Genomic DNA, 19,379 nt, shown 5'->3' with positions numbered 1-19,379 from the left:
GCGCTGGGGCGCCGTCCTCGCCGGAGCCCAGCAACAGGACGCGTCCAAATCCAGGCGATCCCAACCGCGACCCGCCGCCGTTCTGGCGTCTGATCCTCCGGTTGGCCCCATCCCCCCGCCGCCCGATCGTACGGCCACCACGACCCACATCAAGAGCGCCTACGGCTTGGTTGGCAGCTATCGGGGGGACAGGGCAGGTGTGGCGATGGTCAAGCAGATTCGGGCTCGGTCGCAGGAGCCACCACGCTAGGTGACTCGGGATTCTCTGCCGATGCCTCCGCAAGACCGAGGTCCTCCCGAACCGAACGGAAATAGGCGTTGTACGAGTCACGCACTCTGTCGATAGCCGCCGCGAGCTCGTCGTCTGAGTAGGTCCTCGGAGGTATCACGTTTACGTAGGCGATTCGCAGGTTGCGGCGAAGAGCAGTGAGGTGGCGTAGCACCGGCTCGCCCGCGATGATGAGGACTTCGGTGTCCGCTGCATCGGACGCATCCATGGCTGCGTCGAGCTGATCCTCTGACTTCTTGACATCGGCTTCGTCAATTTCGAGACCGCTCAGGGCATGGATCGAATGCAGCTCACTTAGGAGGGCCCGCGCCGTCTTGAGTGACGTGGCGTACCGAGTACGTTGCTCGTCAATCCAGCGGCGGCGGTCATCGCGCCTCCATTGCTCGACGCGAGCCTGATCTTCGCGCTTCCACTGTTCGAGCCGCTCGGCCCGCTCACGTTCCCACTTGACCTTGTCTCGGTCAACCTCCTTCCGCCACCGATCCACCTCACGCTTGTCGGCGCGCCATTGGTTCACCAGGAGGCCGATGACGGTCACAGCAGCCCCAACCAGATACCCCCACGGAAAGTCGTTCATGACCACGAAGGGTGCCGCACATTCGATCCACCGCCAAGCTAAGTCGGGCGGTACACATCCAGTACACAGACCACCGGAAAACGGCGGCAAACAATGAGAACCGTCGAGAGGCGAGATCCCTTGTCTGCCGCCGTTCTGGGGACCGCTGAGCGTGGCCCGGATTCCGCTTGTTTAGAAGTTGATCATGTGGCCTTCGAGGCCGTGGAAGGCCTCTTGGAGCGCCTCGCTCAGGGTGGGGTGGGCGTGCACGTTGCGGGCCAGTTCCTTGGTGGTCAGGTCCCACTTCTGCGCCAGGGTCAGCTCGGGCAGCAGCTCGGTGACCTCCGGGCCGATCAGGTGCGCGCCGAGCAGTTCGCCGTACTTGGCGTCGCTGATCACCTTCACGAAACCGGTCGGGTCGCCGAGGCCGTGCGCCTTGCCGTTCGCGGTGAACGGGAACTTCGCGATCTTGACGTCGAAGCCCTCCAGCCGGGCCTCTTCCTCGGTCCACCCGAAGCTGGCGATCTGCGGCTGGCAGAAGGTCGCCCGCGGGATCATCTTGTAGTCGAGCTCCATCGTCTCGTGCCCGGCGATGGTCTCGGCCGCGATCACGCCCATCGCCTCGGCCGCGTGCGCGAGCATCAGCTTCGCGGTCACGTCGCCGATGGCGAAGATGTTCGGCACGTTGGTCCGGCAGAAGCCGTCGATGCCGATCGCGCCGCGCTCGGTCAGCTGGACGCCGATCTTGTCCAGGCCGTAGCCGTCGACGCGCGGCTGGAAGCCGATCGCCTGCAGGACCTTGTCGGCCTCCAGCGTCTGCTGGGCGCCGTCCTTGCCGGTCACGGTGACCTTCACCTTGTCGCCGGAGTCGTCGATCGAGTCCACCCGGGTGCCGGTCAGCACGTCGACACCGAGCTTCTTGTACGCCTTGGCGAGCTCCTTGGAGACGTCGATGTCCTCCAGCGGCACCACCCGGTCCAGGAACTCGACGATGGTGACCTTCACGCCGTAGTTCGCCAGCACGTAGGCGAACTCGACGCCGATCGCGCCGGCGCCGGCGATCACGATCGAGCCCGGCAGCTCCTCGGTGAGGATCTGCTCCTCGTACGTCACGACGCGCTCGCTCAGCTGCGTGCCCGGCAGCAGCTTGGTGGTCGCGCCGGTGGCCAGGATGCAGTTGTCGAACGTGACGGTCTCCGAGGAGCCGTCGTTCAGCGTCACGTCGAGGGTGTTGGCGTCGGTGAACGAGCCCCAGCCGTCGAACTCGGTGATGTTGTTCTTCTTCATCAGGAAGTGGACGCCCTTGACCCGGCCGTCGGCCACCTTCCGGCTGCGCTGCACCGCGGTCGGGAAGTCGAAGCTGACCTCGCCGCTGATGCCGAAGGTCTTCGCCTCCTTCTGGAAGATGTGCGCCAGCTCGGCGTTGCGCAGCAGCGCCTTGGACGGGATACAGCCCACGTTCAGGCAGACACCGCCCCAGTACTTCTTCTCGATGATGGCGGTCTTGAGCCCGAGCTGGGCAGCGCGGATCGCCGCGACGTACCCACCCGGACCCGCGCCGAGGACAACAACGTCAAAGTGCGAGGCCATGCAGTGAACTTTAGTGGGTCGCACCAGCCCTCCGGACCACTGGTACGACGCTCTGCCGCGGCCGTGACCGGGGTCACTGCGATGGCCCGATCGGGCAGTCTTGTCCGCCATCGGCCGCCGGGCCGTACGCACTACGATTACAGTCCGTTCATCCGGGTTCCGTCAGACCCGTTCGCCGCCTACGCTGGGGGCCACGCGGGGGCTGGGTTTAACGCAGGCTCCCCGCGCGCGCGTTGAGGGCGAGACGACGATGGGGGCCCGATGGTTCTGGGGAGCCGCCGAGGGCTGTGGTTCGCAGCACTCGGCACAGTGCTGGCAGTGGTCGCACTGCCGGCGTACGCGGACGACCCCACGCCGCCACCGCCGGCCTCCGTCACGGACGTGAACCGCTCGCTCGAGGAACTGCAGGCCGAGGCGGCCGCCGTCCAGGCCGACTTCGCCAAGGCGACCATCGCCTACACGAACGCGCTCAAGGCCGCGCAGACCGCGGAGGCCACCGCGAAGAAGGCGGAGGCCAGCGCGACCGTCTCCAAGAACAAGGCAGAGACCGAGCGTCACCAGCTCGGGCTGCTGACCGCGCAGGCCTATCAAATGGGGATCCCGACCGTGATGGGCACCGAGTCGATGCTGTGGTCGCTCGCCCCGATCGCGGAGAACCTGCAGGAGATCGCCGACCGGCAGACCGCGATCACCCAGCTCGGCAGCACCCAGGTCGCGCAGTACAAGACCGCAATGGCCGCGGCGAACGAGGCCGACCGACTCACCGCCGACGCCACCGGCAAGCGCGCCGCCGCGAACGAGGCCGCCGCCAAGGCCAAGGAGCTCAGCCAGCAGGTCCAGCAGAAGGCTGCCTTTGCCGCGTCCGCGATGGAAGGCCAGGCAGCCGACCTCGACGGAGCGTCCGAGCTGTCCAAGCAGCTGCAACTCGCGCGCAATCAGCAGGCGCTCACCCGCTGGCAGACCTATCTGACCGAGCTGTCGACCGCGAAGGTCACTCCCCCGGCGGCCGCCGTACTGAAGAACCCGGCCAAGCTCCCGGCCGGGCTGAAGCCGCTCACCCGGCGGGGAGCACCCGTCGCCGGCGTCGCGACCATGGCCACCTCCGGCCGGACCGTCCGGGTGTTGTCCGCCGAGACGATCCGCGCGGTGAACCAGGCCTTCAGCCTGCTCGGCAAGCCGTACGGCGTGGCCGCGACCGGCCCGGACAAGTACGGCTGCCTCGGCGCGGCGCGGGTCGCATGGCAGCCCTACACGACCCTCCCCAACCTGGTCGGCAAGGTCTACCCGGACTACCAGGCTGTGCCCACGGCCCAGATCGAGCCCGGCGACCTGCTCGTGATGGGCAGCCAGTCGCTCGGACTCGTCCACATCGGCGTGGCCCTCGACAGCGGCGAGATGATCGCCGCCGACGAGGCGAAGGGCTCGGTCGTCGTCACGGCCGTCCCGGACAACCTGTACGCCGCTCTGCGCCCGACGCTCGGCGCTCCGGTCAAGCCGCAGATCGCGCCCGCCGCGGCCTCGGACGCCGTCGACTTCCGCTGCGGCAACACGGCGACGTCGTACAACATCGGTTCGGGCGCCTGGACCTGGCCGCTGGCCGACGGGACGTACGACATCGGTACGCCGTTCGGTCAGGCCGGGCCGATGTGGGCGACCGGCTTCCACACCGGCCAGGACTTCGTGGCCGCCGTCGGTACGGCGGTCCACGCGGTGACGGCTGGTGTCGTCCGGGTCGAGCACCCGGCCTGGGCCGGGAACCTCGTGCGCATCGACCACGGCAACGGCCTGGAGACGCTCTACGCCCACCTCAGCAAGATCGACGTCGCCGACGGCCAGCAGGTGACCGCCGGCCAGCGGATCGGCGCCGTCGGCACCGAAGGCAACTCGACCGGACCGCACCTGCACTTCGAGGTTCACCTCGGTGGCGAGCCGGTCAACCCGATGCCGTTCCTGGCCACCGGCTCCGCGAGCATGGGCTGGGGCGGCTACAGCAACGGCATGATCCCGGCGAGCAAGCTGTGTGGGATCGCGTCCGGCCACATGCTCCGGTGTGACGCGGCGGCGGCGTACCAGCAGCTGGCCACCGCGTACCGCGCCCACTTCGGCAACAGGCTCTGCATCACCGACTCGTACCGCTCCTACGCCTCCCAGGTCGACCTGTACGCGCGCAAGCCGTCACTGGCCGCGCTCCCGGGCACGTCGAACCACGGCTGGGGGGTCGCGGTCGACCTCTGCGGCGGCATCGAGAAGTACGGCACCGCGCAGTACCAGTGGATGAAGGCCCACGCGCCAGCCTTCGGCTGGGTCCACCCCCAGTGGGCCGATCAGGGCGGCAGCCGCGAAGAGCCGTGGCATTGGGAGTTCGGGAAGCCGCCCAGCGCGTAGGCTTGCATCGTGGCCGAGCAGAACAGTCCCGACCGCACTGATCACAACATCACGCTGGACGCTCAGGACGACCGGTGGGAGTGGCGGCGGCGGATCCGGGCGAATCCGAGGAAGCTCCTGATCTACCGCATCGGCGTCGGGGTGGTCGGTGGGTTGCTGATCATCGCCGCGCCACTGACCGGCTGGCTGCCCGGACCGGGCGGCATCCCGTTGTTCATCGCCGGGCTCGCCGTACTGTCCAGCGAGTTCGAGTGGGCTCAGCGCCTGCTCTACCGGGTCCGGGACTGGGTGAAGGCACTCAGCGCCTGGACCGGCAGGCAGCCCGCGTGGCTGAAGGCACTCGGCACACTCGCCCTCTTCCTCTGTGTGATTGTCGCGATCTGGCTCTACCTCGCCGTCCTCGGGGTCCCGGGATGGTTCCCGGACCCCTGGGAGTCATTCCTCCACAAGCTCCCCTTGCTGCACTGAGTAGTTGGGCAGCTCGATCAGGTTGCTCATCTTCTGGGCCATCTTGAGCATCTGGTTGAGGAAGAACCGGTTGTCCAGGATCCGGTTCCGTGTGGTGATCCCGAGCCTGGTGGCGGGCGCCAGGAACCGTCCAGCCTGGCTGCCGTCCTGCGTGGTCGAGACCGCCTTGCGCAGCCGTGCCTCGTACCGCCCGAACGCGGCCTGGTAGCCGCCGCCCGCTCGCGCCAACTCCCCCGCGAGGACGTATGCGCCCACGACCGCCGTACCCGTGCCCAGTGCCCCGAAGGTCGCGCCGTATCCAGCGTCGCCGAGCAGAACGAGCCGGCCACTCGACCAGCGGTCCACATGCACTCGGCTGATCGAGTCGAAGTACAACTCAGTTGCCGCCGGCAACCCATCGAGCAACGCCGGCACATGCCAGCCGAGGTCCCCGAAGTGCCCACGCACGATGGCCTTCTGCTCGTCCTGGTCGCGCCGGTCGTATCGCAGTTCCGGTGACCTGAACACGAACAGCGTCTGCGCCAGCGCGGGGTCGCGCCGGTCCGCACCGACACTCGCCAACCTCCCTGGCACGTTGTAGTGGAGCCCGTCACCGCTGATGCCCATCGTGTTCGGCACCTCCCAGCCGGCGACGTAGTACCCGAGATGGCGCTCGGTCACCCGCTCCGCCGGCCAGGCCAGCCGGCGTACTACCGAATGCATCCCGTCCGCACCGATGACCAGGTCGTAGGTCTTCTCCAGCCCACTCTCGAACCGCACATCCACGCCGCCCGCATGCTCACGCAGGCCGGCGATCGAGTCGCCGAACCGGTACGCCGCCCGCTCGCGACTGTGCTCGTACAACACCCGGGACAAGTCCGCCCGCAGGACCTCGAGCTCACCGCCCGCGAACTCGGCGGGCAACCGCATCAGCCGCCGCCCGGACTCGTCCACGAACCGCATCGCGGTGCCACCGGTCTGGAGCGCCCGCAGGTCCTCCAGAACGCCCATCCGGCCGAGCACCGCCTTGTTCACCTCACCCCGGAAGTCCACGGCGTACCCGCCCTGCCGCAGCGCCGGCGCGATCTCGACCACGGTCACGTCGTGGCCGGCCCGTCCTAGCCAGAGGGCCACCGACGGGCCCGCGACACTCGCACCCGATACCAGAACCTTCATCTCCGCCTCCTGAGTAATTGTGTCCGCCGGACACAGTAATGTGTATGGTAGACACAGTTCAACCGAATCCGGAAGGGAGCACCGATGACCGAACTGCTCTGGGGCAGGCAGCCGGCACCGAGCCGCGGCCCGAAACCGGCGATCACCCTGACCGGGATCGCCGAGGCCGCGATCCGGATCGCCGACGCGGAAGGACTCGACGCGGTCTCGATGCAGCGCATCGCCGGCGAGCTGCCGGTCACCAAGATGGCGCTCTACCGCTACGTGCCCGGCAAGACCGAGCTCCTCGCCGTGATGAGCGACCTGGCGATGGGCGCACCGCCGGAGCGCCCGGGCCTGCCGTGGCGCGAAGCACTGCAGACGTGGGCGATGGACCTCTACGCGGGCTTCACCCGTCACCCCTGGCTACTGCAGTCGACCATCGGACGCCGCCTGCTCGGGCCGAACGAACTCGCCTGGATGGAGCAGGGTCTTGCAGCCCTCGGCGACTCGGGCCTGCGCGGCGGCGAGCAGCTCGACTCGATCCTGGTCATCACCAGCCACGTCCGGAACATCGCCCAGCAGTCGACGACCTTCCCCGGTCACAGCGTCGGTCTCACCGAGGAGGAGGTGACCCAGTCACTGGCCGAGATCCTCAGCACCGAGTCCGAGCGTTTCCCCCACCTCGCCGCGGTCCTGCGCACCGCGTCCGGCAGTGAGAACCAGGGCCTCGAGTTCGGCCTCGATCGGATCCTCGACGGCCTCGAGCTGCTGATCAGTGCACGGAAGGACTGATCCGCAGCGAATTGAAACGATGCCGATAGGTGGATGCGCTGAGCCCGTAGTGGGACTTGAATCGGCGCGCGAAATAGTTCTGATCAGGCCAGCCGACGGACTCACCGATCCGGCTGATCGGCAGGTCCGTGTGCAGCAACTGGTCCGCCGCGAGCTCGACCCGATGCCGGGACAGATAAGCCATCGGCGGCATCCCGGTCACCGACTTGAACAACCGGACCAGATACCCCGGCGCAAGATGCAAGGCGTTCGCCAGATCGGTCAGCGTCCACGGCCTGGCCGGGTCCGCCTCCATCATCCGCATCGCATCCAGTACGGCGGGGTGCGTGTGCTCACCGCGGTCGTCCCGCTCGGCGACCGTCCGCGCCACGCAACTCAGGTACAACGACAGCCAGCCGATCACCTCACCGCGATGCCGGCTCAGCGGCCGGTTGCGCAACTGCCGCAATCCGTCGAGATGCCCGATGCCTTCTCGCAGCGTGTCCGGGTCGAGATGCGTGGTCAGCATCCCGCGGCGCTGCGCCGAGAAGGGTCCAGTCCACAACAGGTAACCCAGTAAGGGATCCTCGCGCGCCCAGGCGAGCTCGCGGCGGACGAGGTCGGCCGAGAAGCAGCAGTTGTAGACCTCGAGAGAACTGCATTCCTCATATTCGTGCCAGACGCCCGGACGGAGCAGGATCGCGTCCCCGATCTGGAGGCGCTGCCGGCCGGCCAGGCTGTGATGAACGCCCGCGCCGCCGATCACCAGGGCGAGCTCGAAGAAGCTGTGGGTGTGCAGGGGATGCGAGTCCTCGTGCACGTGCGGACCGGCGTGCACCAGCGTCCCTTCGACGAAGTGCAGCACGGTCCCGCGGGTCCTCACCGGCTCGTCGGCCATGCCTCACGATACGGGCCAAGGTGCATTTTGTGCTACCACGAGTGCACTCCGGGCTAGTCCCCGGCGACTACCAGCCGCAGGATCGGGGAACAGGCGAAACGTCCCTGATACGTCGCAACCATCAATCCGCAACAGAACGAGGCAATTCGCCGGAACACCCAATGAATCGTTTCACTCGACGTCGGTTGGAGACTCATGTCGAACCTCGCCGCACCCACTTCGCTCCGCTTCGAACACCGGGCCGCCCCCGTCCTGGGCCTCGGCACCGCGACCCCACGGTTGTCGTGGCAGGTCGCGACCGCGGACGCCGACTACGCGCAGACGGCGTACGAGGTCGAGATCACCACCGGGACAGCGCAGGTCTACACGGTCCAGTCCCCCGATCAGGTCCTGGTTCCGTGGCCGGGTGAGCCGCTCGCCTCCCGTGAGTCGGCGCAGGTCCGGGTGCGCGTCCGCGGCAACGGCGACTGGAGTGACTGGAGCCGGCCCGCGACCGTCGAGGTCGGCCTGCTCGGCTCGGACGACTGGACCGCGCACTTCGTGAGCCCGCGCGACAACAGCTACGGCTCCCCCGCTCCCCTGCTCGCCGGTGTCGCCGACCTGCCGGACGGCATCGTCAGGGCCCGCCTGTACGCGACCGCGCACGGCGTCTATGTCCCCGAGCTCAACGGCGAACGGGTCGGCGACGAAGAGCTCGCGCCCGGCTGGACGGCGTACCAGTATCGGCTGCGCTATCAGACGTACGACGTGACCGGCCTGGTCCGGCCTGGTGAGAACAGGCTCGAGTTCCTCGTCGGCAACGGCTGGTTCCGCGGTCGGCTCGGATTCCAGGACCAGAAGGAGGTGTACGGCAACCGCCTTGGAGTCCTCGCCCAACTCGAGGTCACCACGGCCGACGGACAGGTCCACACCTTCGGCAGCGACGACACCTGGACCTCGCGCGAGAGCGCGGTCCTCGCCGACGACCTGTACGACGGCCAGAGCACGGATCTTCGGCGTACGCCGGGAGAGCCCACACCTGTCGACGTGCTCGACTCCGACCCGAGTCTGCTCGTCGCACCCGACGGCCCGCCGGTCCGCATCACCGATGTCCTGCCCGCGGTCGAGATCAGTACGTCGCCCTCCGGCAAGACCCTGATCGACTTCGGCCAGAACCTGGTCGGCCGGGTCCGGCTGACGGTCCGTGGCGGTGCCGCGGGCGACGAGGTCGTCCTGCGGCACGCGGAGGTCCTGGAGCACGGCGAGCTCGGTGTCCGCCCGCTCCGGACCGCCAAGGCCACCGACTCCTACATCCTGGCCGGTGCCCACGAGGTCACCCTCGACTCGCCGCTCACCTTCCACGGCTTTCGGTACGCCGAGGTGACGGGCGTCAGTGATCTCCGGAAGGAAGACCTCGAAGCGATCGTGGTCGGCAGCGACCTGTCGCGCACCGGCTGGTTCGACTCCTCGCACGCACTGCTCAACCGGTTCCACGAGAACGTGGTCTGGGGTATGCGCGGCAACTTCGTCGATGTGCCGACCGACTGTCCGCAGCGCGACGAGCGACTCGGCTGGACCGGCGACATCCAGGTCTTCTCCCCCACCGCGAGCTTCCTGTTCGATACCGCCGGCTTCCTGACCAACTGGCTGGCCGACCTCTCGGCCGAGCAGCAGAAGGACGGCTCGGTTCCGTTCGTCGTACCGGATGTGCTCAAGAACTCGGCACCGGCCACGGCCGCTTGGGGTGACGCGGCAACGATCGTCCCCTGGGTGATCTACGAGCGCACCGGCGACGCCGGTCTGCTCGCGCGCCAACTGCCGAGCATGCGCGCCTGGGTGGACAAGATGGCTGACCTGGCCGGAGAAGACCTGCTCTGGTCCGGCGGCTTCCAGTTCGGCGACTGGCTCGACCCGACCGCTCCGCCGGAGAACCCCTTCCGCGCGAAGGCGGACCCGGACGTCCTCGCCACCGCTCACCTGGCCCGCTCGGCCGAGGTCGTTGCCAAGGCCGCGGAGGTCGTCGGCGACGCCGACCTGGCCCGCGAGTACACCGACCTGGCGGCGCGTGTCCGACAGGCGTTCGCCGCCGAGTACACCACCGAGGGTGGACGCGTACTGAGCGATGCGACCACCAACTACGCGCTCGCGCTCCAGTGGGCCCTGCTGCCCACGGAGGGCCAGCGGGAGCGCGCCGGCAAGCGCCTTGCGGATCTGGTCCGGACGGCGGGTTTCCGAATCAGCACCGGATTCGTCGGTACGCCGCTGATCGCCGACGCGTTGGCCGATTCCGGACATCCTGACCTCGCATACCGCCTTCTGCTACAGACAGCCTGCCCCTCTTGGCTGTACTCAGTGACGATGGGCGCGACGACAGTCTGGGAACGCTACGACAGCATGCTGCCCGACGGCAGCATCAACCCAGGCCAGATGACGTCGTTCAACCACTACGCGCTCGGCGCCGTCGCCGACTGGATGCACCGACGGGTGGCGGGCCTCGCGGCCGGCGACCCCGGCTACCGCACGATCGTCGTACGGCCGCTCTTCACGTCGCACCTCACCGCCGCATCGGCCAAGCACATCACGCCGTACGGCGAGGCCGCGGTGGCGTGGACGCGGTCCGACGGCGAGATCCGGCTCAGTGTGACCGTGCCGGTCGGGTCGCGCGCGCAGGTCGCCGTACCTGGTGAGAACGAGCCGGTCGAGGTCGGCCACGGCACGCACGAGTGGACCGCGTCGTACGCCGAGACGCCGGCGCTGCCCGCGGAGCCGACAGTCCGGCAACTCATCGACCACGAGTCCAGCTGGGACACCTTCGTCGCCGCGGCCGTCGAAACCGAGGTCGTAGCCGACGACGGCGAACTGGCCGCCCGGCTGGAGCGGTACCTCGACCTGCCGGCAAGCCAGCTGGTCGAGGCGATCAGCCGGCGTGACTTCTCCCCCGCTGCCCAAGCCCTGCAGGCGAAACTCGACGCCCTGCTCGACAACTGACCCTGTCCCACCGATCACCGCCCCGCTGCCGATGCCCTGAAGAAACATCCCCTTGGAGGTCAAGATGACATTCCGCCCAGGCAGGAGAGGACTGGCCGTCAGCGCTGTTCTGGCCGTCTCCTCGCTCGCCCTGACCGCGTGCAGTGCGGGCAGTCTCGGTTCCAGCGACGACGCCGGCGGTGGCTCGGTCGAGATCACGTACCTGACCACCAACCAGGACCAGGACGTGAAGGAGGCCGAGCAACTGGCCAAGGACTTCCACGCGAAGAACCCCAGCATCACCGTGAAGGTGGAGACCCGGCCGGGTGGCACCGAAGGCGACAACCTCATCAAGACCCGGCTGTCCACCGGCGACATGGTCGATGTGTTCAACTACAACACGGGCTCGCTGTTCAATGCGATCGCACCGCAGAAGAACCTGCTCTCGGTCAACGACGAGCCGTGGGTCGCCGACCTGGACGACAACTTCAAGAAGACCGTGACCGCCGACGGCCAGGTGTACGGCGCACCCGTCGGAGGCTTCCAGGGCGGTGCGGTCCTCTACAGCATCCCGGTCTACACCAAGCTCGGGCTGAAGGTGCCGACGACCTGGGCCGAGTTCATGGCCAACAACGCCAAGATCAAGGCGTCCGGCGGTGGCGTCGCGCCGGTGATCCAGACCTACGGCGAGACCTGGACCTCGCAGCTGTTCGTCCTGGGCGACTTCCACAACGTGTCCGCGTCCGAGCCGGACTTCGCCGACAAGTACACCCAGAACCAGGCCAAGTACGCGACGTCGCCGGCCGCGCTCAAGGGATTCGAGCACACCGAGGCCGTCCACGACGCCGGGTACGAGAACAAGGACTTCGCCTCGGCCAAGCTGCCGGACGGTCTCAAGATGCTTGCCACCGGCAAGGGTGCGCACTACCCGATCCTGTCCGGCGTGGTCGCGAACATGGTCGCCACCTACCCCGACGCGGCCAAGACCGTCGGCCTGTTCGCGCTGCCTGGTGACGACGCGAGCAAGAACGGCCTGACGTTGTGGACACCGGGTGGTCTCTACATCCCGAAGTCCACCGCGGGTGACAAGCTGGACGCGGCCAAGAAGTTCCAGGCCTTCGTCGCCAGCCCAGACGGGTGCAAGTCGCAGAACACAGCCGGCGCGCCGACCGGTCCGTACGCGGTCAAGGGCTGCACGCTCGGGGACGACGTACCCCAGTCGATCAAGGACATGCAGCCGTACCTCGACAAGCCGGGTGCGTCCAGCCTGGCGCTGGAGTTCCTCTCGCCGGTCAAGGGCCCGTCGCTCGAGCAGATCACCGTCGAGGTGGGTTCGGGCATCCGGAAGGCGAAGGACGGCGCCGCCCGGTACGACGAGGATGTGAAGAAGCAGGCCCAGCAACTCGGACTGGCAGGTTGGTGAGGTCTGTGACCGTCGCTCTGCTCCTCAGTTCAGCTCGGGAGGCGCCATGACCGTCACCACCACACGCCCGGACGCGCGCAGTGACGCGACCCCGGCCGCAGCCGCGGCCGGGGGGAAGGTCTACTCGCCGTACTCGTTCTGGTTCTACCTGCCCACCGCGGTGATCTACACCGTCTTGTTCCTCGTTCCGACCTTTGCCTCCTTCTACTACAGCCTGACCCGGTGGAGCCTGTTCGAGTCGAAGTTCATCGGGTTCGACAACTTCAAGCTGTTCTTCCAGGAGCCGGCTCTGGTCAAAGGCTTCACCAACACGCTGATCTACGCGGTGGTGACGTCGGGTTCGAAGGTCGTCCTCGGCCTGCTGCTCGCCGTACTGCTCACGTCCAGGATCGTCGGCCGCGCGTACCTCCGCTCGGTCGTCTTCTTCCCGGTGCTGGTCAGCACGATCGGCGTCGGTCTCACCTTCACTGTGCTGATGAACCCCGAGCGCGGCCTGATCAACGGCGCGCTGGGTGTGATCGGTATCAACGGACCCGGGTGGCTCACCGACCCGAAATGGGCGCTGATGTCGATCGCCGCCGTCGACGTGTGGAAGGGCGTCGGGCTCGCGACCCTCATCTACATCGCCGGCATCGTGTCGATCCCGCGCGAGTACATGGAAGCCGCTCGCGTCGACGGAGCCGGTGCGTGGGAGACGTTCCGCCGGATCGTGCTGCCGCTGTGCAAACCGGCCACCGTCACCGTGATCATCCTGTCCCTGATCGGCGGCCTGCGGTCGTTCGAGCTGATCTGGGCGATGACGCGCGGCGGGCCCGGGTTCACCTCGGACGTGATCGCGTCGGTGATCTACAAGCAGTACCAGGCGGGGTTCTATGGCCTGTCGACGGCCGGCAACGTCGTGCTGTTCGTGGTGGTCACCGCGATCATCCTGCCGCTGTCATGGTTCCTGAACCGCAAGGAGGTGGACCTGTGAGCACCGCCGAGCTCGTCAACCACAAACCAGGCCGGAACTACCTGCTCAGCGCCGTCGCGATCGTGGCCTCGATCGTGGTGTTCGTGATCCCCTTCGCGTTCATCGTCCTGACCGCGGTGAAGGACCGGCAGCAGTCCGCGGATCTGAGCTTCTCCTGGCCGCACCAGTTCCGGATCGTGCAGAATTTCGTCGAGGTGGTCAAGGCCCGCGACTACATGCTGGTGATCGCCTTCATCAACAGCACGATCCTGACCGTGGCCAGCGTCACCGGGATGGTGGTGCTCGCGGCCATGGCCGGGTTCGTGCTGCAGCGGCGCAAGAGCAGGTGGAACGGCTTCATCAACTTCCTCGTGCTGTCCGGGTTGATCATCCCGCCGGCCGTCGTACCGACGATCTGGGTGCTGCAGAAGCTCGGGCTGTTCAAGACCATGCCAGGACTGATCCTGATCGAGATCGCCTTCGGGTTGTCGTTCTGCATCCTGTTGTTCCGGGCGTTCGTCGCGACCATCCCGCGGGAGCTGGACGAGGCGGCGATCATCGACGGTGCGGGCCCACTCCGGTTGTTCTTCGGGGTGATCTTCCCGTTGCTGAGATCCGTCATCGTGACCGTGGTCGTGGTGCAGTCGGTCAACGTGTTCAACGACTTCGTGAACCCGTTGTACTTCCTGCCGGGCGACAAGAACGCCACCGTCCAGCTGACCCTCTACAACTTCTCCAGTCAGTTCACCACCCAGTACAACCTCCTCTTCATGAACATCCTCCTGATCACGATCCCGCCCCTGATCATGTTCCTGTTCTTCAACCGCCAGATCGTCGCCGGCCTGACCTCCGGCGCCGTCAAGGGGTGACGATCGCGAGGAGCTGAGACAGGTTCTGGTGGGCTGAGACCACCGATCGGCCGAACCTCGGACACCAAACGGAGACCTCGGACACCGCATGAGATGTCCGCACTCCCGAGCGGGTGTCCGGGCTTCGCCGCTGATCGATTACTACCCGTCCGTCGGTACATCTCATGCGGCGCCTCGATGGACGTGCGGGTGCGGATGCTCAGGCGGGCTTGCGTACCAGCAGATAGCCCTGCGGTTCCTTCTCCGGCGGCATCGGGGCGTCGCGCGGGTTCACTTGCAGGTTGTCCTTCAGCACCTCGTGGTAGTCGGCCGCTGCAGTGTTGTATGAGCCTTGGATGTCATTCACGCGAGGACTTCAGGAAGCCGCTCCGACAGTTTCTGGTAGTCCTGCAGCGAGTTGTAGGCGTGGATGGACAGCCGGATGAAGCCGCGGTTGTCGAAGCCGGTCAAGGTGATCTCGGCCTTCAGGTCGCGGGAGACGCGCTCCTTGATCGCCTCGCCGGCGGTGAGGTCGACGGTGGACGGGAGCTCGACCAGACGCATCGTCGGCGTTTGCCGGGCGATCTGCGCGATCCCGGTCCCGAGCGCCTTCGCCACGATCTTCGCGCCCTCGTCGATCGTCGCGCTCAGCTGCGTACGCCGTACCGGCCATTCCAGCTCGTCGAGCACGCGGAGCGACTCGGGCGCCGCGATCCACGGCGCGTAGTCGTAGGTGCCCTGCATGTCGAACCGCTCCGGCAGCCGTTCGTCGTACTCCGACCAGGACACGATCAGCGGGACCGTCGCCGACCGCCAGCGCTCCGCCACCACGAGACCGGCCGTCGCGCGCGGTGCGGCCGGCCACTTGTGGAAGTTGCCCGTCCAGAAGTCGGCGCCGTCGGCCGCCGGTGCGTCGATCAGCCCTGGAGCGTGCGCGCCGTCGACCACGACCGGGACACCGCGGTCGTGGCACACCTCGACCAGCGCCGCGATCGGGAAGACCATCGCGGTCGCCGAGCTGATCTGATCCACGATGAGGGCGGCGGCGTTGTCCAGGTGGGGCGCGATCAGCGCGACCACACTCTCGTCGTCGGCCTCCAGGGGTACGTCGACGATGACCACCTCGGCCTGATGCAGCCGGGCGAACCGCTCGGCGGCGTACCGGACCGCGCCGTACGCGTGGTTGGTCAGCACGATCCGGCTGCCCGCCCGGATCGGCAGCGTGGCCAGCGCGGCGGTCACGCCGGCGCTCGCGTTCGGGACCAGCGCGAAGCCGGCGGGATCGGTCCGCAGGAACGACGCCAACTCGAGGCGGCTCGCGGTCAGTCGCGCCGCGACCGAGCGGAACCAGGCCATCGGGTTCGCGTCGGCCTCGGTGCGGAGGGCGGCCAGCACCTCTTGGGTCCGCCGCGGCACAGCGCCGTACGACCCATGGTTGAGGTGCAGGACCTCGGGGTCGAGGGTCCACAGGTCGGGGCGGGGGCTGAGTAGCGTCACCAGCCAAACGGTACATACTTCCTGTCGTGTATCCCTACCTCGACCACGACGGGCCGATCGCGATGGCCCATCGGGGCGGCGCTCTGCACCCCGACAACATCGGCTACGAGAACTCGATGCACGCGTTCCAGAACGCGGTGAACCTCGGGTACCGCTACCTCGAGACCGACCTGCACGCCACCAGCGACGGGGTCGTGATCGCGTTCCACGACAGCAAGCTGGACCGGGTCACCGACCGGAGCGGGGTCGTCGCGGAGCTGCCCTGGTCCGAGGTCAGCAAGGCCAGGATCAACGGCCACGAGCCCATCCCCCGCTTCGACGAGCTCCTCGAGCACTTCCCAGACGTCCGGTTCAACCTCGACATCAAGGCCGAGAACGGACTGAAGCCGGCGGCCGGTGTCCTGCGGGCCGCGAACGCGATCGAGCGGGTCTGCGTCTCGTCGTTCTCCCAGTCCCGGGTACGGCGGATCCGCAAGGACCTCGGTCCGCGCCTGTGCACCGGGTACGGCGAGTTCGAGATCGTGCTGATCCGGTTCCTGCCCTTCGCGCTCAAGTCCGGCGGGGCGTGTCTGCAGATCCCCGAGGGATACGGCCCGCTGCGGGTGCTCACGCCCGGGTTGATCAAACGAGCGCATGCCCGGGGCAAGCAAGTGCACGTCTGGACCGTGGACGATCCGGCGATGATGCGGCGGATGCTGGACGCCGGCGTGGACGGCCTGATCACCGACCGCACCGATCTTCTCCGCGACGTCCTGGTCGAGCGAGGCCAGTGGGATTGAAGTGTTATCCGCGGGGACGCCGCATCGTCGCCGGGACCTGACACACTTCCGCGCATGGGACTTCTCTCCGCCCCGGCCGCGGTGGACAAGCGCGAGTACTGGGGGTTCAGCCTCTACGACTGGGCGAACTCCGGCTATGTCACCACAGTCGGCACGGTGCTGTTCGCGCCGTACCTGACGTCGGTCGCCGAGACCGCGGCCTGCGGGTACGCCGGTACGACGGACCGGCCGTGCAACACCAACCTCGACGTCCTCGGGCTGGGCATCTCCCCTGGTTCGCTCGCCTTCTACGTCGTCACGGTGGCGACGCTGGTGTCGGCCCTGTTCCTGCCGGTGGTGGGAGCGATCGCGGACCGGATGTCGCGCAAGAAGGTGCTGATGTGCGGGTTCGCCTGGGTCGGCGCGCTCGCGGCGTGCTCCATGGTGTTCGTGGGCGGCGGCCGCTGGTTGCTCGGCGCTCTGCTGCTGTTCGTCGGCAACCTGTGCCTGGGCTCGTCGCTGGTCGTCTACGACTCGATCCTGATCGACATCGCGCCGCCGGATCAGCGCGACACCGTCTCGTCCCGCGCGTGGGCGTTCGGCTACGCCGGCGGATTCATCCTGCTGCTCGTCAACCTCGGCGTGGTCACCGCGCACGACGCGCTCGGGATGAGCCAGGGGACGGCCGTCCGCCTCAGCCTGCTCAGTGCCGGGCTGTGGTGGGGGGCGTTCACGTTCATCCCGTACGTGCGATTGCGGAACCGGCCTCCGACGAGCGTCGAACCGGTGCGCAGCAGGGGCCTGGTGCGCCAGAGCTTCGGGCAGTTGGCAGCGACGCTCAAGCACCTGCGGAGCTATCCGATGACGCTGCTGTTCCTGGTCGCGTACCTGTTCTTCAACGACGGGATCCAGACGGTCATCTCGGTGTCGTCGACGTACGGTGAGAAACAGCTCGGTTTCGCGACCCAGGTGCTGATCGCGACGATCCTGCTGGTGCAGTTCGTGGCGTTCTTCGGGGCGCTGGCGTTCGGTCGGTTCGCCCAGCGGTACGGCGCGCACCGGACGATCACCGGGGGTCTGGTGGTCTGGATGCTGATCGTGGTCGCCGGGTTCCTGCTGCCCGCCCACCAGATCGTGCCGTTCCTGGTGATGGGCATCGCGATCGGCATCGTCCTCGGCGGCACCCAGGCGCTGTCCCGGTCCGCCTTCAGCCAGCTGATCCCGAAGGGCCGCGAGGCCGAGTACTTCTCGCTCTACCAGGCCGGCGAGCGCGGCACCTCCTGGCTCGGCACCCTCGTCTTCGGGCTGGTCCACCAGCTCACCGGCTCCTACCGCCCGGCCATCGTTGCCCTCGGCCTCTTCTTCCTCATCGGCCTGATCCTGCTGACCCGCGTCGACATGCGCCGAGGCATCACCGAAGCCGGCAACGCCCAACCCGCAATCGTCTAGCCGGGTACGACGGAGGCGACAAGCTGCTGCACTTGCTGCGGACTCGGCCGGATGCCGGTCCGATCTGCGAACAGCATGTGGGTGGAGCCGATCAGGGTGAGTGCGAGCGTGTCGACGTCCGCGCCGGCGGGGATCCGGCCGAGGTCGCGCTCAGCTTTCAGGTAGTCGATGATGATGTGCCCGGCGTCGGTAAGGATCGGTACGCCGGTGGGGACTGCCTGCCGCAGCCGCGCGCGCAGCCCGTCGCGCGAGATCGTCAGGCTGATGACCGCCACCGCCACCGACCCGAACAGCTCCGTCAGCATGGTGGTCAGGTTGTCCGCCACACTCCCCCGCCCGACCGACTCACGCAGTACGGCGGCCTGACCGTCGAGCCGGCGGATCCGGTCCAGCACCAACTCGGCCAGGAAGCCGTCGAAGTCGGTGAAGTGCTTGTGCAGCACACCTTTCGCGCAACCCGCCTCGGTGGTGACAGCCCGGCTGGTCAGCGCGTCCGGCCCATCCCGGAGCAGCACGCGCTCGGCCGCGTCGAACAGTTGCTCGCGCGGATCCCGCAGCGCCACACCTGTCGGCATACGCACCCTTCCGTTGACATGAGTGGGCAACCGCCCATTAGTGTGGGCGCATGCCCACTTTACCGCACGAACACCGTGAGATGGCCGAGTCCTTCGGGGCCGGTGCCGAGCTCTACGACCGGGCCAGGCCGCGCTATCCGGACGCACTCGTCGAGGCGATCGTCGCAGCGGCACCGGGCCGGAAGTTCCTCGACGTCGGGTGCGGCACCGGGATCACCTCCCGGCAGTTCCAAGCGGCGGGGTGCCAGATCCTGGGTGTGGACGTCGATGAGCGGATGGCGGAGTTCGCCCGCGGTACGGGCGTCGACGTCGAGGTGTCACCGTTCGAGTCGTGGGATCCGGCGGGCCGGACCTTCGACGCCGTCGTCGCCGGGATGACGTGGCACTGGATCGATCCGAACGCCGGTGCGACCAAGGCGGCCGAAGTACTACGACCAGGCGGCCGGCTGGCGATCTTCTGGTATGTCCTCCAACCGCCGCCTGAGGTGGCCGAGGCCTTCGCCGCCGTTTACCGCGAGGTCCTCCCTGACAGCCCGATGTATCACCACGTGGTCGCCTCCCCGCTGGGGGCGTACGACGCCTTCCTCGACAAGGCCGCCGACGGTCTGCGCGGGACCGGTGCCTTCGAGGAACTCGAGCGACCGCAGTACCCCTGGAGTCGCGCGTACACCCGCGACGAGTGGCTCGACCAGGTCAGGACCGGAGGCAACGCCAAGCAATTCGCGGACGCCGGCAAGCTCGAGCCACTCCTCACCGGCATGGCCGCCGCGATCGACGAGGCCGGCGGCAGCTTCACCATCGACAGCACCGCGGTCGCACTCACCGCCGCCAGGAACT

At 67.7% G+C, this 19,379-nt stretch carries 17 protein-coding genes; 10 read left to right on the top strand and 7 right to left on the bottom strand.

Annotated elements, in window-relative coordinates; genetic code table 11:
* Positions 1-209: 209 nt before the first annotated feature.
* Both ACXC9Q_RS03835 and lpdA read right to left on the bottom strand, forming a co-directional pair.
* The gene (locus ACXC9Q_RS03835) at positions 210-866 is read right to left on the bottom strand and encodes a hypothetical protein (RefSeq protein ID WP_457055060.1); all 657 of its coding nucleotides are present in this window, start codon (positions 864-866) and stop codon (positions 210-212) included.
* Positions 867-1,037: 171 nt separating this feature from the next.
* Positions 1,038-2,435 (bottom strand): dihydrolipoyl dehydrogenase, encoded by a 1,398-nt coding sequence (lpdA, locus tag ACXC9Q_RS03830; RefSeq protein ID WP_457055059.1) that lies wholly within the window; start codon positions 2,433-2,435, stop codon positions 1,038-1,040.
* Between the two features lie 261 nt (positions 2,436-2,696).
* Between lpdA and ACXC9Q_RS03825 the strand changes: the two genes are divergently transcribed.
* Together ACXC9Q_RS03825 and ACXC9Q_RS03820 are read left to right on the top strand one after the other, a co-directional pair.
* The gene (locus ACXC9Q_RS03825) at positions 2,697-4,820 is read left to right on the top strand and encodes a peptidoglycan DD-metalloendopeptidase family protein (RefSeq protein ID WP_457055058.1); all 2,124 of its coding nucleotides are present in this window, start codon (positions 2,697-2,699) and stop codon (positions 4,818-4,820) included.
* Positions 4,821-4,829: 9 nt separating this feature from the next.
* Complete coding sequence (locus ACXC9Q_RS03820; protein ID WP_457055057.1) at positions 4,830-5,288, top strand: PGPGW domain-containing protein; 459 nt, start codon at positions 4,830-4,832, stop codon at positions 5,286-5,288.
* Here ACXC9Q_RS03820 and ACXC9Q_RS03815 read toward each other — a convergent pair.
* Complete coding sequence (locus ACXC9Q_RS03815) at positions 5,256-6,443, bottom strand: FAD-dependent monooxygenase (protein ID WP_457055056.1); 1,188 nt, start codon at positions 6,441-6,443, stop codon at positions 5,256-5,258. The genes ACXC9Q_RS03820 and ACXC9Q_RS03815 overlap by 33 nt on opposite strands.
* A gap of 84 nt (positions 6,444-6,527) precedes the next feature.
* On the opposite strand from ACXC9Q_RS03815, the gene ACXC9Q_RS03810 reads away from it, so the two are divergent.
* On the top strand, positions 6,528-7,217 hold the full coding sequence (locus ACXC9Q_RS03810) for a TetR/AcrR family transcriptional regulator (RefSeq protein ID WP_457055055.1): 690 nt from the start codon (positions 6,528-6,530) through the stop codon (positions 7,215-7,217).
* Here ACXC9Q_RS03810 and ACXC9Q_RS03805 read toward each other — a convergent pair.
* A complete protein-coding gene (locus ACXC9Q_RS03805) occupies positions 7,198-8,094 on the bottom strand; it encodes an AraC family transcriptional regulator (RefSeq protein WP_457055054.1) in 897 nt (298 codons plus the stop codon). The two genes, ACXC9Q_RS03810 and ACXC9Q_RS03805, sit on opposite strands and share 20 nt — an antisense overlap.
* A gap of 195 nt (positions 8,095-8,289) precedes the next feature.
* On the opposite strand from ACXC9Q_RS03805, the gene ACXC9Q_RS03800 reads away from it, so the two are divergent.
* The 4 genes from ACXC9Q_RS03800 (at position 8,290) to ACXC9Q_RS03785 (ending at position 14,284) form a co-directional block, all read left to right on the top strand.
* Complete coding sequence (locus tag ACXC9Q_RS03800; protein ID WP_457055053.1) at positions 8,290-11,061, top strand: family 78 glycoside hydrolase catalytic domain; 2,772 nt, start codon at positions 8,290-8,292, stop codon at positions 11,059-11,061.
* A gap of 64 nt (positions 11,062-11,125) precedes the next feature.
* Entirely contained in the window at positions 11,126-12,463 is a 1,338-nt protein-coding gene (locus tag ACXC9Q_RS03795) for an ABC transporter substrate-binding protein (protein ID WP_457055052.1), read from the top strand.
* A 46-nt stretch (positions 12,464-12,509) separates the two neighbouring features.
* Positions 12,510-13,436, top strand: coding sequence for a carbohydrate ABC transporter permease (locus ACXC9Q_RS03790; protein ID WP_457055051.1), 927 nt, complete (start codon positions 12,510-12,512; stop codon positions 13,434-13,436).
* On the top strand, positions 13,433-14,284 hold the full coding sequence (locus tag ACXC9Q_RS03785; RefSeq protein ID WP_328520743.1) for a carbohydrate ABC transporter permease: 852 nt from the start codon (positions 13,433-13,435) through the stop codon (positions 14,282-14,284). The genes ACXC9Q_RS03790 and ACXC9Q_RS03785 overlap by 4 nt, the downstream gene beginning before the upstream one ends.
* Positions 14,285-14,483: 199 nt before the next feature.
* On the opposite strand, the gene ACXC9Q_RS03780 is transcribed toward ACXC9Q_RS03785, so the two are convergent.
* Positions 14,484-14,630, bottom strand: a complete 147-nt coding sequence (locus tag ACXC9Q_RS03780; RefSeq protein WP_457055050.1) for a hypothetical protein — start codon at positions 14,628-14,630, stop codon at positions 14,484-14,486.
* Positions 14,627-15,760 carry an aminotransferase class V-fold PLP-dependent enzyme gene (locus ACXC9Q_RS03775; protein ID WP_457055049.1) on the bottom strand — a complete coding sequence of 378 codons (1,134 nt, stop codon included), beginning with the start codon at positions 15,758-15,760 and terminating at the stop codon, positions 14,627-14,629. Before ACXC9Q_RS03775 ends, ACXC9Q_RS03780 begins: the two co-directional genes overlap by 4 nt.
* Positions 15,761-15,786: 26 nt before the next feature.
* On the opposite strand from ACXC9Q_RS03775, the gene ACXC9Q_RS03770 reads away from it, so the two are divergent.
* Together ACXC9Q_RS03770 and ACXC9Q_RS03765 are read left to right on the top strand one after the other, a co-directional pair.
* Positions 15,787-16,539 carry a glycerophosphodiester phosphodiesterase gene (locus tag ACXC9Q_RS03770; RefSeq protein WP_457055048.1) on the top strand — a complete coding sequence of 251 codons (753 nt, stop codon included), beginning with the start codon at positions 15,787-15,789 and terminating at the stop codon, positions 16,537-16,539.
* Positions 16,540-16,593: 54 nt separating this feature from the next.
* A complete protein-coding gene (locus ACXC9Q_RS03765; RefSeq protein WP_457055047.1) occupies positions 16,594-17,967 on the top strand; it encodes an MFS transporter in 1,374 nt (457 codons plus the stop codon).
* On the opposite strand, the gene ACXC9Q_RS03760 is transcribed toward ACXC9Q_RS03765, so the two are convergent.
* On the bottom strand, positions 17,964-18,542 hold the full coding sequence (locus tag ACXC9Q_RS03760) for a TetR/AcrR family transcriptional regulator (RefSeq protein ID WP_457055046.1): 579 nt from the start codon (positions 18,540-18,542) through the stop codon (positions 17,964-17,966). The two genes, ACXC9Q_RS03765 and ACXC9Q_RS03760, sit on opposite strands and share 4 nt — an antisense overlap.
* Before the next feature lie 50 nt (positions 18,543-18,592).
* Between ACXC9Q_RS03760 and ACXC9Q_RS03755 the strand changes: the two genes are divergently transcribed.
* Positions 18,593-19,379: class I SAM-dependent methyltransferase (locus ACXC9Q_RS03755; RefSeq protein ID WP_457055045.1), on the top strand; the 787-nt coding region annotated here is incomplete at its 3' end.

The sequence above is a fragment of the Kribbella sp. CWNU-51 genome (genome assembly GCF_054073265.1).
This window is presented reverse-complemented; position numbering and strand designations above follow the sequence as displayed.